Below are 14628 nucleotides of genomic sequence, written 5' to 3' on the forward strand. Positions count from 1 at the left end.
GGGCGACCTCAGCGGGGCGACCAACTCCCGGACCGCTCCGGGACCAGCTCGATCCACGTGTTGCCCGGGTCGAGCCGCGCCTCCTTGCCGCCGGGCAGCTTCAGCACGATCGGTGCCCGGTGGTCCTTCTTGGACCAGCGCACCGCGACACTGTGGCCCATGGAGGCCAGCGTGCCGGCGCCGCTGCTGCCCGCGAGCCGGTGCTCGGGAACCGGCGCGCCGGACGCGTCCCGCCACTTGGTGTCGAACACGAAGGTGGACAGCACGAGCACGTTCCGCGCGGAGTGGCGCCGGCCGTCCGCCGCGACGGAGGCCGCCGACCCCTCGCTGCGCAGGTACACCTTGCGCTTCGGGTCCCAGCTCCAGACGCTGCGCTGCGCGGGAGACAGCCGCACATCCACCTCCTGCGCAGGCTTCCCGGTCTGCGAGGCCGACCCTTCACCCACCGAGCGCGCGTACTCGAACTGCGCCGGCGGCGGGCTCGTCCGCCGGCCGTCGGCCTGCGCGAGGAACGCCGGGACGCTCCCGATCACGTTGTGCGGTGCGCGTCGACCGGGGTCGCGGGTGAACCCCGCGGCGCCGTCGTCCATGATGACGGTCTGGGTACCCTCCCGCTCCGTCGCGGCGATGAACGGTCCCTGCCCGCCAGAGAACGCCAGGATGCCGTCGAGCGGAGCGACGATCGCGGGGTCCATCGGCCGGATGGACCGCACCGGCTCCACCACGTCCGGGATCTTCGAGTGGTAGGTCGCCACGAACCTGGTGATGCCGCCCTCGACCACCTCTTCCCAGACGAGATCGGCCTCGAGGAGGCCGCGCTGGGGCCGGGCCTCGACCGAGTTCTCGACCTTGACCGACACCGCCGGCCGCCGCGCGATCTTCTTCGTCTCCACGCCGGTGAGAGGCCACACCAGGGGTACGTCCGGGTCCGGCGGCCCCTCCCGGTCGCCCCGCACGGGGGCGTCGACCGTCGTGGTGGGCGTGGACACCGGTTCGTCAGGCTCCCCGAGACCGCAGCCCGCCAGCGCCAGAGCGATCACCAGGGCGGTGCCCGTAGCCCGTACGGCAGTCGTCCAGGACGTTGTCATCCGACCTCCTCCGCGACGTCCGACGCCCGAGTGGTCCCCGAGGCCGTTCGGCGTGGCGCACACCCTATCGACACGGTAGCCCCGCACCCCCGAGCCACGCTTACCCTCGTGAGGTGGCCTCGACCGATCCCCTGACCGACGTCGTCCGCGCCGTCCGGGACGCCCTGGACGGCGGGCCCGCGTACGCCCCGCAGCCCCGGCTGTCCGACGTCGCCCCGCCGGCCGGCACCGCGCTCGTGCTGCGGACGTCCGGTTCCACGGGTGACCCCCGGGAGGTGGCGCTGAGCGCCGCCGCGCTGCGCGCCTCCGCCGAGGCCACCCATGAGCGGCTCGGTGGCCCGGGCCGCTGGCTGCTGGTGCTGCCACCCACCCATGTCGCGGGCATCCAGGTCATCACGCGGTCCCTCGTGACCGGACGCGGCGTGTACCCGGACACGCTGGACCGCTTCACCCCGGCGGGGTTCGCCGCGGTCGCCACCGACTTCACCGACCTCCTCGCGCACGGCCCGCGGGCGTACGTCTCGCTGGTCCCCACACAGCTGCACCGCCTGGTCACGGCGGCCGACGACGGCGACGCCGCCGGCCTCTCCGCTCTCGCCCGGTTCGACGCCGTGCTGGTCGGCGGCGCGGCGACGCCTGCCCCGCTGCTGGCCCGCGCCCGGGCCGCCGGTGTCCGGGCCGTCACGACGTACGGCATGTCCGAGACGTGCGGCGGCTGCGTGTACGACGGCGTCCCGCTCGCCGGGGTGCGCGTCCGGGCGGCCGACGCCGAGCCCGGGCCAGGCCCGGTTCCCGGCGCCGGGGCGGGTGTCGTCGAGCTGTCCGGTCCGATGCTCGCCGAGGGCTACGTGGGCGACCCCGGCGGCACCGCTGCCGCCTTCCGCACCGATCCGGACGGCACCCGTTGGTTCCGCACCGCCGACCTGGGCAGCCTCGACGACGGCCGCCTCACGATCCTCGGCCGGGCCGACGACGTCATCCTCACGGGCGGCATCAACGTCGCCCCCGCGGCCGTCGAGGACGCGGTGAGCGAGCACCTGGCCGCGCGCGGCACACCCGGCGAGGCCTGCGTCGTCGGGGTACCCGACCCCGAGTGGGGCGAAGCCGTCGTCGCCGTCGTCACCACCGGCCGCCCGCCGGCCGGCCACCACCCGGAGGGCAGCACGGACCTGGCCGACGGCGGTGGCGAGCTCCTCGCCGGGCTGCGCTCCGCCGTCGGGCAGCGGCTCGGTGCACCGGCCGCACCGCGCCGGGTCTACGTCACCGCCGCCCTGCCGACCCGCGGTCCGGGCAAGGTCGACCGCCGGGCGGTGCGGGACGCCGTCGTGCGGGCCGAGCGGGAGACAGCCCGGGAACCCGTGCGACCATGACTTCGTTCCTCCGCCAGGACCATGCGCCGTCCCGGCGCACGCGTCCCGAGGAACCAGAAGACCCCCACGAACGAAGGACACCCTGATGGCGACTGCCGCCGAGTGGATCTCCGGGGCCAGGCCCCGCACGCTGCCGGCGGCAGCGGCCCCGGTGATGGTGGGTACCGGCGCGGCCGCCCAGGTGGAGGCCGCAGCGTGGCTGCCCGCGCTGCTCGCCCTGGGGGTCGCCCTCGCGCTGCAGATCGGTGTCAACTTCGCCAACGACTACTCCGACGGCGTGCGCGGTACCGACCTCGACCGGGTGGGCCCGATGCGGCTGACCGCGTCCGGTGCCGCCGTCCCCGGTGCGGTCAAGCGGGCGGCGTTCGCCGCCTTCGGGCTCGCCGCGGTGCTGGGTCTGGCCCTGTGCGCCGTGTCGGGCCACTGGTGGCTGCTCGCGGTCGGCGCGGTCTGCGTGGCCGCTGCCTGGTACTACACGGGCGGCAAGACACCGTACGGGTACCGGGGGCTCGGCGAGATCGCGGTGTTCGTGTTCTTCGGCCTGGTCGCGGTGCTCGGCACCACCTACACCCAGGCCGACCGGATCACCTGGCCGGCCGTGCTCGGCGCCGTCGGCGTGGGCCTCATCGCGTGCGCGCTGCTCATGGTGAACAACCTGCGCGATATCCCGACCGACGTGCTGGCGGGCAAGCGCACGCTCGCCGTGCGGCTCGGCGACCACCGGGCACGGCGGACCTACGTCGCGATGCTGTGGGTCCCGGTGCTGCTCGCCGCGGTGTGCGCGTTCTGGGCGCCGTGGTCGCTCGTCGTCCTGCTGCTGCTCGGGCCGGCCGCGCTGCTGACCATCCCGGTCCTCGCCGGGGCGCGCGGAAAGCTGCTGATCCCGGTCCTCGCCGGCACGGGGCTGTACGAGCTGGGCTACGGCCTGCTGCTGTGGTTCGGCCTGTCGCTGTAGCGCGAGCACGCCCGACACCGGTCGGGCGCCCGCGGCGTCGCCAGCCCTAGCGACCTGGCTGCGTTCGCCGGAGCGGCCTAGCCGCGGTCCCGGAGCTCGTCGTCGAGCCGTGCGTCCTCGTGGACCGCGTCGGCATCGACCTTCGGGGCGGCGGCCCGCTCGGCGGCCCGGCGCTCGGCGCGGCCGGCCATCCACCGGGTCGCGGCGTCCCGGGGCCCGCGCAGCGTCAGGTACGACAGCGCGAACGCGACCACCACCGCCACGACCGCGAGCAGCAGACCCCGCAGCCCGACCACATAGAGCAGCCCGAAGGCCGCGCCGAACAGCGCGAGGCGGAGCAGGGAGTAGATCACGAGGGGCACCTACCCATGGTAGGCCGGGCCCGGGACACCTCCGGCCACGAGTTCACCCGTACGACCCGCCACGTCCAGCGGGTCCCCCGCTAGGATCCAGCGCATGTCCAAGGTCGTCTTCTTCGTCCTGTACCTCGCGCTCGTCGTCTACGCACTGGTCGACGTGATCCAAGCGGACGAGGAGGACCTCCACGGCATCCAGAAGGGCTTCTGGATCCTCGCCATCGTGTTCCTGCCGCTGGCGGGCTCCATCGCGTGGATCGTGGTGAGCAACGGCGCCCGACGCCGCCGGAGGAGCGGCGGCGAGCAGGTCACCGGGTTCCCGGCCGGCCAGCCGGCGCCCGCCCGGTACCCGCGGCGGGTCCGCTCCTGGGAGCAGGACCCCGCGCCCGCCGGGCCCGAGGACGATCCCGAGTTCCTCTGGCTGATGGAACAGGCGCGACGCAAGCGCGAGCGCGAGGCCCGTGAGGGAACCGAGCGCGTCGAGGACGGCCCCGCGGAGGAGAACGGGCGGCGACGCGGCGAAGGTCACGTCGAGGGCTGACCTATCCCCGCGATCCGGCCGTAGGCTGGGGGTATGGCACGCATACTCCTGATCCTGGTCGTCGTCGGACTCATGGCGTATGCCCTCACCGACGTCTGGGGCGCGGACGAGGACGAACGCGCTGGGCTGCCGCGCTGGCTCTGGGTGCTCCTGATCGTGCTGCTGCCCCTGCTCGGCGCGATCTCGTGGATCGTCGTGCGTGTCGCCGCCCGCCGCAACAATGCCGGCCCCTCCGGCCCCGGCCGCGGCGGCAGCCGCCCGACACCGCCCCCGCGCTCGCCCCGGCCCGGCCCACGGCGCCCGTCCGGCCCGGTCGCGCCCGACGACGACCCCGAGTTCCTCTGGCGGCTGGAGCAGGAGAAGCGCAAGCGCGAGCGCGAGGCCCGCAGCCACCAGGACGCCACGGACGACGACGCCGAGAACAACTGATGACCATGCACCTGGTGCCAAGATGCCGAACATCTTGGCAGCAGGTGCATGGTCACCTGCTTACAGGCCCGAGTAGGAGTGCTTCCCGTTGAAGATCAGGTTCACGCCGGTGAAGTTGAACAGCACGCACGCGTAGCCGGCCACGACGAACCAGGCCGCGCGCGTGCCCGACCAGCCCCGAGTGGTGCGGGCGTGCAGGTAGGCCGCGTAGACCACCCACACGATGAAGCTCCAGACCTCCTTGGGGTCCCATCCCCAGTAGCGACCCCAGGCGTCCTCGGCCCAGATGGCGCCGCCGATGAGCGTGAAGGTCCACAGCACGAACGCGACGGAGTTCAGCCGGAACGAGAGCGACTCCAGCGCCGACGGCGTCGGCGTGTGGTCGAGCCAGCCCCAGTGCCTGCTGCCGAGCAGGGGCGACCCGTTGTCCCGCCCGTCCCGCAGGAGCTGCAGCACCGACGTCACGAAGGCGACCGTGAAGATGCCGGTGGCGCAGATGGCGACGCCCACGTGGATCACGAGCCAGTACTTCTGCAGCGCGGGCTGCACGCCCATGGCCTCGACGAAGAACTGCTGCTGTGCCAGCACGAGGAACAGCACGGAGAGCCCGGTGACGAACGCGCCGAGGAACCGGACGTCGCGCCGTGTACTCACGCCGACGAACACCGCGAGGGCCACGAACGTACCGACCAGCGTGAACTCGTACATGTTGGCCCACGGCGTGCGCCCTGCCGCGACGCCGCGCAGCACAATGGCGACGAGCAGCAGCACGATGGCCAGCCAGGTCACCGACATCCCGATCCCCGCGAGCCTGCGGTTCACGGCCCCGGGCGGTGTCGCCCCGGCAACGGAGCCCGGGCCGTACGGCGAGCCCGGTTCGGCGGCGCCGGCCCCGACGGCCACCCGCTCCTGACTCCTGGCCGCGTCCCGCGCGTCGACCTTCGCCCCGGACAGGCGCGACAGGTCCACCGCGAACGCGACGAGCGCGACGGCGAGGGCGGTCGCGGCGCCCCAGACGAGCAGCACACTCAGGTTTGCCAGGTCCATGTTCAGTCCTTTTCCGATCTGGTCGGGGTCTCGACGGGCTCGTCCACCGGAGCGGGCTCGTCCACCGGGATATCAGCAGGCGCTTCCTGAGCCTGCCGGTCGGCGGGTACCCGGCCGGGCACCGCCGCAAGGGCGCGGTCGACCTCGGCCTGCAGGCCGGCGTCGTCCCCGCGGGCGAGGCCCGCGACCTCGACCACGGTAGCCCCGTCCTGCGCCACGTACGCCCGCGCCCAGACGCGCCGACGGGGCGTGAACAATGAGACGGTGAGTCCGCCGAGCGCGAGCAGCGAGAAGACGAGCACGAATCCGAGCGAGGGGTCGTGCCGCAGGTCGAGCGCCACGTAGCGGGGCAGCTCGTCGCCGAGCGTCAGCGTGCCGAGCCCGTCCGGCAGCTCGACGGTCTCGCCGGGCCGGGCCAGCACCTTGACCCGCTCGCCCGATTCCTCGAGGGCGGGGGTGAGCGACGCCGTGTCGAGCTCGTACACGTTCTGCGGGGTGCCCTCGTCGAGCCCCAGGTCGCCCGTGTACACCTCGAGCACGAGCAGCGGGTCGACGGGCTGCGGGAACGCCGAACGGGCAGATCCGTCGGGTTCGACCTCCGCCGTCGGCAGGAAGTACCCGACGAGCCCGATCTGGTCGAGCCCCGGGGACACGTCCGGCACCTTCACCACACCGCGGGACGTGTACATCGTGTCCTGCGGGATGAACGTCACGCGGCCGGAGAAGGCGACCTCCCCCTCGGCGTCGCGCACCGTGATGTCGGGGGCGAACCCGTTGCCCTGCAGGTAGATCTTGGCGCCGTCCACGACCAGCGGGTGGTTGACCTTCACGGTCTCGGCCCGCTGCTCGCCGGAGGGCTCGGTCACGGTCACGTGCGCCGTGAAGTCGCGCGCCTGCGCGAAGGCCACGGTGTCGCTCGCGAACTCGGACACGAACGTGTCGAGGGTCATGGAGAACGGCACCAGCGACTCGGGGCGGAACCACGCGCCCTTCTCGAACGTGTCGTAGTCCACCACGGCGTTGGCGAACCCGCGGCCCTCGGTGACGATCGCCTGGCCGCGGTAGTGCAGCAGCTGACCGGTCGCGACCGACACGAGCAGACCGACCAGGGCCAGGTGGAACACCAGGTTCCCGGTCTCCCTCAGGTAGCCGCGCTCGGCGCTCACGGTCGCCGACGGCGGTCGCGACCGTCGCTTCGGCCCTGCGCTCGCGAGCTCGCTCCGGCCCGACGCTCCACGCGCACCCCGGCTGGGCTCCTCGCCCCGGTCCACACGGAAGGTGGGCAGCCACGAGATCTTGCCCCGCAGGTGGGTGGCGACGGCGTCGGCGGCCCGCTCGGGCGAGACCTCCGTGGTCGCCGACGCCTTGGCCGGGAACCGGTCGAACCGGAACGGCACGCGCGGCGGGCGCCCGCGCAGCGCGCGGTAGTGGGCCATCGACCGCGGCAGGATGCAGCCCACCAGCGACACGAAGAGCAGGATGTAGATCGCCGAGAACCACGCCGACGTGTAGACGTCGAAGAAGCCGGCTCGGTCGAGCCACTCGCCGGCGGTGGGGTGGTCGGCGAGGTACTCGATCACCGCGGCCGCGTCCTGGTTGCGCTGCGGCAGCACCGACCCGGGTACGGCCGCCACGGCGAGCAGCATGAGCAGCATGAGCGCCACACGCATCGACGTGAGCTGTCGCCACATCCAACGCAGCGTCCCCACCAGGCCCAGCGCGGGCATGCTGGGCCGGTTCGGCCGCTGCCCCTGCTCGCCGGACGACGGCGCGTCCTGCGCCGGCTCACCCTGCGTGAACTCGTCCGCGATGCCCTCGGGGACGTACCTGTCTCGCGTGGCCATCAGATCACCGTCTCGAATCCGCCGATCCAGAGCTGCATGGCCCCGGTGATCCGCGACCACAGCCCGGTGACCAGCAGCAGCCCGACAAGTACCAGCATCCCGCCACCGATGCGCAGCGCCGCGAGGCGGTGGCGGCGCAAGAAGTCCAGCATCCGCTCCGAGCTCTGCAGCCCGAGCGCGACCAGCAGGAACGGCACGCCCAGGCCCACGCAGTAGGCGACGCCCAGCAGCGCGCCGCGGCCCGCCGACGCCTCGTCGATGGCGAGCACCTGCACGGCACCGAGCGTGGGGCCGATGCAGGGTGTCCAGCCCAGCCCGAACACGACACCGAGCAGCGGTGCGCCCCACAGGCCGGCGCGCGGGGTCACGTGGAACCGGGCCTCGCGCTGCAGGAACGGGATGGCGCCGAGGAAGCCGAGGCCGAGCAGGATCACGACGGCACCGAGCACGCGGGTGAGCACGTCCTCCCAGCGCACCAGGTAGGTGCCGAGGCTGCCGAAGGCGGCGCCGAACGAGACGAAGACGACCGTGAAGCCGAGCACGAACAGGGCCACGCCGCCGACGACCCGCCCCCGGCCGGGCTTGGCGCGGGTACCGACCGGCCCGGACGTGGTGCCCATCGAGGCCGCCGCCATGCCGCTCACGTAGCCGATGTAGCCGGGGACCAGGGGCAGCACGCACGGCGACGCGAACGAGACGAGGCCGGCCAGCATCGCCACCGGCACCGCCAGGACGAGGGAGCCGCTGAACACGGTGCTCGCGAGCCCCTCGCCGACCGCGCCCGCGACGGCACCGGTGACGCTGCCGGGAACCATCAGGCCGCCTCCGCCAGGACCTCGTCGATCAGTGCCTCGAGGGTGGAGTGCTCCGCCTGCCCGATGACGCGTGCGGCGACGTTGCCCTCCTGGTCCAGCAGCACGGTGGTGGGCACGGCCTGCAGCGGCACGACTCCGTTCAGGCCGGCGATCACCTCTCCGGTGCGGTCCTCGATGCTCGGGTACGGCACCTCGAAGGTGCGCTGGAAGGCCAGGGCCGCACCGGCGTCGTCCTCCGTGTTGATGCCGAGGAACTGCACGCCGTCCTTCGAGTTCGCGAGGTCCACGAGGTCGGGAGCCTCGGCGCGGCACGGTGCGCACGAGGCGTACCAGGTGTTCACGACCACCACGTCGCCCGCCCAGTCCGCCGTGTCGACGTCGTCGCCCTCGAAGGCCGTGCCGGTGATGGCGACCGGGCCCTTGCGCTCGCCGAGATCGTAGGTCTGCACCGACCCGTCCCCGGAGACGTACCCCTGCCCGACGACGTCGCCGGCGCCGGAGTCCTCCGACGTGCAGGCCGCGAGCGCCGCGACCAGGCCGATCACGATGCCGACCGCTACCACTACCTGAACGACCTTGAAGGTCTTGCCTCGCATCACGCGCCGGCAACCTTGCTCGCGCCGGGGTAGAGCTCCGCGGCGGGCTCCGAGTAGTGCAGGCCCACGAACCGGTCGTCCTCGAAGTGCAGGGACGTCAGGGAGGCGAGGTTGCACTGGCGGTTGCGCGGGTCGTGCCAGAGCTGGCCGCCCTCGAAGGACCGGCGGGTGAGCCACACGGGGAGCTGGTGGCTGACGAGCACGATCTCGTGGCCCTCGGCCGCGCGGCGCGCGTCGTCGACGGCGGCACGCATGCGCTGGACCTGGTGGGTGTACGGCTCCCCCCACGACGGGCGGAAGGGGTTCCACATGTGCGGCCAGTTCCGCGGGCTCCTGAGCGCCCCGCCGCCGTTCCCGACGGGCAGGCCCTCGAACCGGTTCTCGGCCTCGATGATGCGGTCGTCCGTGGCGAGCTCCAGGCCGAAGCCCTGCACGAGGGGCGCGGCGGTCTCCTGCGCGCGCTGCAGCGGGGAGGCGACCACTCGGGTCACGTCCCGGCCGGTGCTGGTGAGGTGGTCGGCAACGATCTTCGCCATCGCCTGGCCACGGTCGGAGAGGCGGTATCCGGGCAGCCGCCCGTACAGGACACCGTCGGGGTTGTACACCTCGCCGTGACGCAGCAGGTGAACCGTCGTGGAAACCATGGCGCCCAGTCTCGCACCCGACCCTGGGTGCCTGTGACCTCGAGCAGGTATGGATTGCCGTATCTCACACCGATCGGGGTCAGCAGGCCGTCGTGGTGCGGGTGTCCCGACCGGACGGGAGACGCGCCGCGGACCGGGACAAAACTTCCGAGCAGCAACTTCTTGACCTTTAACGTTTAAGCCCTTTAACGTCTCCGCCAGTTTCACCACCGCCGCTGAAACGATTCAAGGAGATCCCGATGTCGCTCGCACCTCGCGCTCCACGATCCCGGAGCGTCCGGCTGTTCAGCCCGCTCGTCGCCCTCACTCTGCTCGTCCCGCTCTCGGCCGCGCCACCGGCTGCCGGGTCCCCTAGCGCCTACGAGACCACCAGCCCTGCCCTCGCGGTGACCGCGCCGACCGTGGACCGCCGCACCGACCCGACCGGGCTCCTCCCCACCGAGCCCGTCCAGTTCTCGTGGCAGCTCGAGGCCGACCGGCGCGGCGTCGAGCAGCGGGCCTACCAGGTGCGCGTCTGGGCAGGCGACACCGCTTCCGGACGCGCCATGTGGGACTCCGGACGCGTCCGGTCGGACCGGTCGGTCGACGTGCCGTACGACGGGCCGGACCTCACCGCCGAGAGCGAGTACACCTGGTCGGTCCGCGCCTGGGACGACGACGACAACGCCTCCCGGTGGACCACGCCCGCGCACTTCGAGACCGCGCTGGCCGACGCCGCGGCCTGGACCGGCCAGTGGATCGGCAAGGACACCTCGCAGGTCGGCACGGAGTGGACGGACTACACCGTCACGGTGACGGCGTCGCACATCGAGGGCGCGCTGGGGATCTACGTCCGTGGCTCGGACCGGGCCAATGCGTACATGTGGCAGCTCAGCGAGGCCGAGCACGCCCTGCGTCCGCACGTGAAGGTGAACAACGGATACACGGTCCTCGACGCGGCGCCCTTCTCCGCGGACCTCGACCTCGCCGACCGGCACGAGTACACCCTCGAGGTGGTCGGCGACACCCTGACCACGCGCGTCGACGGCGACGTCGTGGACACCCGGACCGACGCGACGCACACGGCGCCGGGCCTCGTGGGCCTGCGCACGAGCGGGGGCGAGTCCGCGCTCGTGCACGACATCAGCGTCACGACGCCGGACGGCGACAGCCTGCTGGACGCCACGTTCCCCGGCGACGAGCACGAGCTGTCCGACGGACGGGCCACCGCCGACGGGCTGGCCGTGAGCGAGGGCGACGAGGCGTGGGCCGAGCAGTCGACCGACGTCCAGCTCCTGCGCACCGAGTTCGACCTGCCGGACGTCCCGGTGACCAGCGCACGCGTCTACGCGACCGCGCGCGGGCTGTACGAGCTCGAGCTGGACGGGAACGAGGTCGGTGACCACCAGCTCGCGCCCGGGTGGACGGACTACGCGGACCGCATCCAGTACCAGACGTACGACGTCACCGACCTGCTCCACCCCGGCACCAACGTGCTCGGGGCGCAGCTCGCGAAGGGCTGGTTCGCCGGCCGCATCGCCCAGGCCGGGTCGGAGCGCTACGGCACGACGCCGAGCCTGCTCGCCCAGCTCCGGGTGGAGCTGGCCGACGGGACCACCCGGACCATCACGACCGGGGAGGACTGGTCGGTCGGGGACAGCCCGATCCGCACCTCCGACCTCCTGGACGGCGAGGGCTTCGACGCGCGCGCCGCGCACGACACCGACGGGTGGTCGTCCCCCGGCTTCGACGCGACGGGCTGGGCGCCTGCCGACGTCATCGAGGCGCCGGCCGCCGAGCTCGTGCCGCAGCAGGACCAGCCGGTGCGGGTGCTCGAGGAGCTGAGCGCCACGGCGCTGCCGTCCCCTGCCGAGGGTGTCCACCTCTACGACCTCGGGCAGAACATGGTGGGCCACGTCCGTGCCCGGCTCACCGGAGCTCCCGGCACGACGGCGACCCTCCGGTTCGGCGAGGTCCTCAATCCCGACGGGACGCTGCACACCGACAACCTGCGCACCGCCAAGGTCACCGACACGTATACGTTCGACGAGTCCGGGACCGGCGTCGTCGAGCCCACCTTCACGTCGCACGGGTTCCGGTTCGTCGAGATCACGGGGGTCACCGACGCACCGGCGGCCGGCGACGTCGTCGGCGTGGTGGTCGGGACGGACACCGAGGAGTCCAGCGAACTGTCGACGGGTTCGGCGATGGTCGACCAGCTCGACAGCAACATCCGGTGGGGCCGGCGCGGAAACTTCCTGTCCATCCCCACCGACACCCCGGCCCGTGACGAGCGGCTCGGCTGGACCGGTGACATCAACGTCTTCGGCGAGACCGCCGCGTACACGGCCGACTCGCGCGAGTTCCTCCGCAAGTGGCTGCGCGATCTGCGAGACAGCCAGCGCGCCGACGGCGCCTTCCCCGGCTTCGCGCCGGTCATCCCCGGGCACTCCGACGGCGGCATGGGCACCGCCGGCTGGGGCGACGCGGGCGTGCACGTGCCCTGGACCCTCTGGCGCGCCTACGGCGACACCGACGTGGTCGAGGAGAACTACGCGGCGATGCGGCGCTACGTCGACTACCTGCACGCCGACTCCGAGAACTGGATCCGCGACGAGGGGGGCTACCTGGACTGGGTCAACCTCGACGACCCGACCGAGGCCGGCGTCGTCTCCACCGCGTTCATGGCCAAGAGCACGCAGGAGCTCGCCGAGATGGCCCGCGCCATCGGACGGACGGCGGACGCCGACGCGTACGACGCCGCCTTCGCGGAGATCCGGGCCGCCTACCAGCGGGAGTTCGTCGCCGCCGACGGCACCGTGACCTCCGACAGCCAGACGTCGTACGTCCTGACGATCACGCACGGCCTGATGCCCGACGAGCTCGAGGACGAGGTGGCGGCGAAGTTCCTCGCGAGCCTCGAACGGCGCGACCTGCACCTGTCCGTCGGGTTCCTCGGCGTCGAGGGGCTGCTGCCCGCCCTGTCCCAGATCGGCCGGGACGACGTCGCCTTCGAGATGCTCCAGCACGAGGACTACCCGTCGTGGGGCTACGAGATAGCGAACGGCGCGACGACCGTGTGGGAGCGGTGGAACTCCATCCTGCCGGACGGCTCGTTCCACGACCCGGGGATGAACTCGTTCAACCACTACGCCTACGGCGCCGTCGGCCGGTGGATGTACGGGACCATGGCCGGCGTCCGCTCGCTGGAGCCGGGCTACCGCAGGTCGCTGGTCGCACCCCGGATCGACGAACGCGTCGGGCACGTCGACTACCGCCTGGACACCCCGTACGGCGCGGTCGAGAGCGGCTGGGACGTCGAGGGCGACCACCTGGAGCTGACGGTGACGGTCCCGGCCAACACCACGGCGGAGATCCGGGTGCCCACCGCGTCGCGGCACGCCGTGCTCGAGTCCGGCACGCCGGTCGGCCGGGTCCGGGGCATCGAGTTCGAGCGCATGGTCGACGGCGCCGCCGCCTTCCGCGTGGGCTCCGGGACGTACCGGTTCCTGGTCGACGAGGCCCTGGGCGACCTCGGGGACGCCCGGGACGGTCTGACGGAGCTCGCGGACGCCGTCGACGACGCACGCGACGACGGTCACCTGACGCGGTCGCAGGCCGCTCACCTCGGTCGGCTGGCCGACGGCGGCGACCGGGAGACCTCGCTGGCCTGGTCCGCCTACCTCCGCTCCGACGACGACGCGCCGGCGCACGTCCACGCCGCCCTGGCCGACGTCGGGGAGCTCAGGACCGATGTCGAGGACGCCCGGCGGAACGGGGCGCCCGAGGACGTCGCCGAGGCGCTGCTCGCTGCCGCCGACGCGGTGGCGGCCACGCTCGCGGACGCCTCCGCCGCGCTCCTCGGGGCGCAGGCCACCCTGGTGGTCGCCGACGAGGCGGCGCTGCCGGGGTCGACGGTCCCGGTCGAGCTGCGTCTGGCGAACACCGGACCGCAGACGCTCCTGCTGCCCGAGGCCGAGCTCGCGCTGCCGGACGGCTGGACGGCGACGCCGGTGGGGCAGCTCCCCGACCGGGTGGAGCCGGGGACGACGGCGGTGCGGCATCTCGACGTGTCGCTGCCGGCGGGCCGCACGGCGGGCAGTGCAGAGCTCGCCGGGACGGTGTCCTACACCTATGGGGACTCGACGGCCGAGCTCTGGGTGACCGGAGGGCTCGACGTGCTCCCCGGCGTCGTGGTCGGCTCTGCCGGGACGACACCGGACACCGCCGGACCGGGCGACTCGGTCACCGTGCACGCCACGATCGAGAACCGGTCCGCCGTCGAGCAGCCACGGACGGTGACGGTGACCGTCCCGGAGGGCTGGCCGGCGCCTGAGCCGGAGTCACTGACCCTGGCGCCGGGGGCGGTCGTCGAGCACGAGGTGGAGATCCGGGTCCCCGGTTCGGTCACCGGCGGGACGACGCCGGTCGGGGTCGCCGTCGGAACTCATGACGACGAGTCGGCGCAGGCGACGCTGGACGTGCTGGTGCCGACGCCGCCCACAGGGGTCGTCGACCATGTCGACGTCGGCGACGCCGCGTCGGAGGCCGCGCACGGGCTGACCGCCTCCCCCGGTTCGGGGACCAACGTCGAGGCCGGGCTCACGCGCCGGTACACGGGCGTCACCGCGGGCGACGGACACTTCGAGCTCGACCTCGACGTCCCCGCCGGCGAGGCGTTCGTGCTGACGGTCGTCGAGACGTACGACGGCCCGCAGCGCAAGACCTACGACGTCCTCGCCGACGGCGTCCGCGTGCTGAGCCGGGACCACCGCAAGACGGACGACGGCGCGGGTGCGGTCACGTACCGGCTGGAGGTCGACCCGTCGGCGGCGACGGCGGACGGCACGATGCGACTCCGTTTCGCGGACACGCCGGGCGACTACGACCCGTCGATAGCCGACGTCTGGACCAGTACGCCGGGGGCCTAGCCACAACGCCTACCGAGCGATTCGGCCCGAATC

Annotated in this window: 12 protein-coding genes; 5 read left to right on the forward strand and 7 right to left on the reverse strand. The window is 73.0% G+C overall.

The window, feature by feature from the left end; genetic code table 11:
- Positions 1-8 precede the first annotated feature (8 nt).
- Entirely contained in the window at positions 9-1088 is a 1080-nt protein-coding gene (locus tag ACFSL2_RS14290) for a DUF3048 domain-containing protein (RefSeq protein ID WP_377198493.1), read from the reverse strand.
- A 113-nt stretch (positions 1089-1201) separates the two neighbouring features.
- Between ACFSL2_RS14290 and ACFSL2_RS14295 the strand changes: the two genes are divergently transcribed.
- On the forward strand, positions 1202-2458 hold the full coding sequence (locus tag ACFSL2_RS14295; RefSeq protein ID WP_377198494.1) for an AMP-binding protein: 1257 nt from the start codon (positions 1202-1204) through the stop codon (positions 2456-2458).
- A gap of 85 nt (positions 2459-2543) precedes the next feature.
- Positions 2544-3413, forward strand: a complete 870-nt coding sequence (locus tag ACFSL2_RS14300) for a 1,4-dihydroxy-2-naphthoate polyprenyltransferase (RefSeq protein ID WP_377198495.1) — start codon at positions 2544-2546, stop codon at positions 3411-3413.
- A gap of 77 nt (positions 3414-3490) precedes the next feature.
- On the opposite strand, the gene ACFSL2_RS14305 is transcribed toward ACFSL2_RS14300, so the two are convergent.
- Positions 3491-3775 (reverse strand): DUF4229 domain-containing protein, encoded by a 285-nt coding sequence (locus ACFSL2_RS14305; RefSeq protein WP_377198496.1) that lies wholly within the window; start codon positions 3773-3775, stop codon positions 3491-3493.
- A 94-nt stretch (positions 3776-3869) separates the two neighbouring features.
- Between ACFSL2_RS14305 and ACFSL2_RS14310 the strand changes: the two genes are divergently transcribed.
- The gene (locus tag ACFSL2_RS14310; protein ID WP_377198497.1) at positions 3870-4310 is read left to right on the forward strand and encodes a PLD nuclease N-terminal domain-containing protein; all 441 of its coding nucleotides are present in this window, start codon (positions 3870-3872) and stop codon (positions 4308-4310) included.
- A gap of 33 nt (positions 4311-4343) precedes the next feature.
- Complete coding sequence (locus ACFSL2_RS14315; RefSeq protein ID WP_377198498.1) at positions 4344-4739, forward strand: PLDc N-terminal domain-containing protein; 396 nt, start codon at positions 4344-4346, stop codon at positions 4737-4739.
- A gap of 60 nt (positions 4740-4799) precedes the next feature.
- Here the strand turns inward: ACFSL2_RS14315 and ccsB are convergent, their stop codons facing one another.
- From ccsB to ACFSL2_RS14340, 5 genes are read right to left on the reverse strand one after another with little or no spacing between them, the layout of a single operon-like run.
- Positions 4800-5786 (reverse strand): c-type cytochrome biogenesis protein CcsB, encoded by a 987-nt coding sequence (gene ccsB, locus ACFSL2_RS14320; RefSeq protein ID WP_377198499.1) that lies wholly within the window; start codon positions 5784-5786, stop codon positions 4800-4802.
- Positions 5787-5788: 2 nt separating this feature from the next.
- A complete protein-coding gene (gene resB, locus ACFSL2_RS14325; RefSeq protein WP_377198500.1) occupies positions 5789-7630 on the reverse strand; it encodes a cytochrome c biogenesis protein ResB in 1842 nt (613 codons plus the stop codon).
- A complete protein-coding gene (locus ACFSL2_RS14330) occupies positions 7630-8445 on the reverse strand; it encodes a cytochrome c biogenesis CcdA family protein (RefSeq protein WP_377198501.1) in 816 nt (271 codons plus the stop codon). The genes resB and ACFSL2_RS14330 overlap by 1 nt, the downstream gene beginning before the upstream one ends.
- Entirely contained in the window at positions 8445-9041 is a 597-nt protein-coding gene (locus ACFSL2_RS14335) for a TlpA family protein disulfide reductase (protein ID WP_377198502.1), read from the reverse strand. Before ACFSL2_RS14335 ends, ACFSL2_RS14330 begins: the two co-directional genes overlap by 1 nt.
- The gene (locus ACFSL2_RS14340; protein WP_377198503.1) at positions 9041-9685 is read right to left on the reverse strand and encodes a histidine phosphatase family protein; all 645 of its coding nucleotides are present in this window, start codon (positions 9683-9685) and stop codon (positions 9041-9043) included. Before ACFSL2_RS14340 ends, ACFSL2_RS14335 begins: the two co-directional genes overlap by 1 nt.
- A gap of 239 nt (positions 9686-9924) precedes the next feature.
- On the opposite strand from ACFSL2_RS14340, the gene ACFSL2_RS14345 reads away from it, so the two are divergent.
- Complete coding sequence (locus ACFSL2_RS14345) at positions 9925-14595, forward strand: family 78 glycoside hydrolase catalytic domain (RefSeq protein ID WP_377198504.1); 4671 nt, start codon at positions 9925-9927, stop codon at positions 14593-14595.
- Positions 14596-14628 lie beyond the last annotated feature (33 nt).

Source organism: Promicromonospora aerolata (genome assembly GCF_042682255.1).
Taxonomy (GTDB): domain Bacteria; phylum Actinomycetota; class Actinomycetes; order Actinomycetales; family Cellulomonadaceae; genus Promicromonospora; species Promicromonospora aerolata.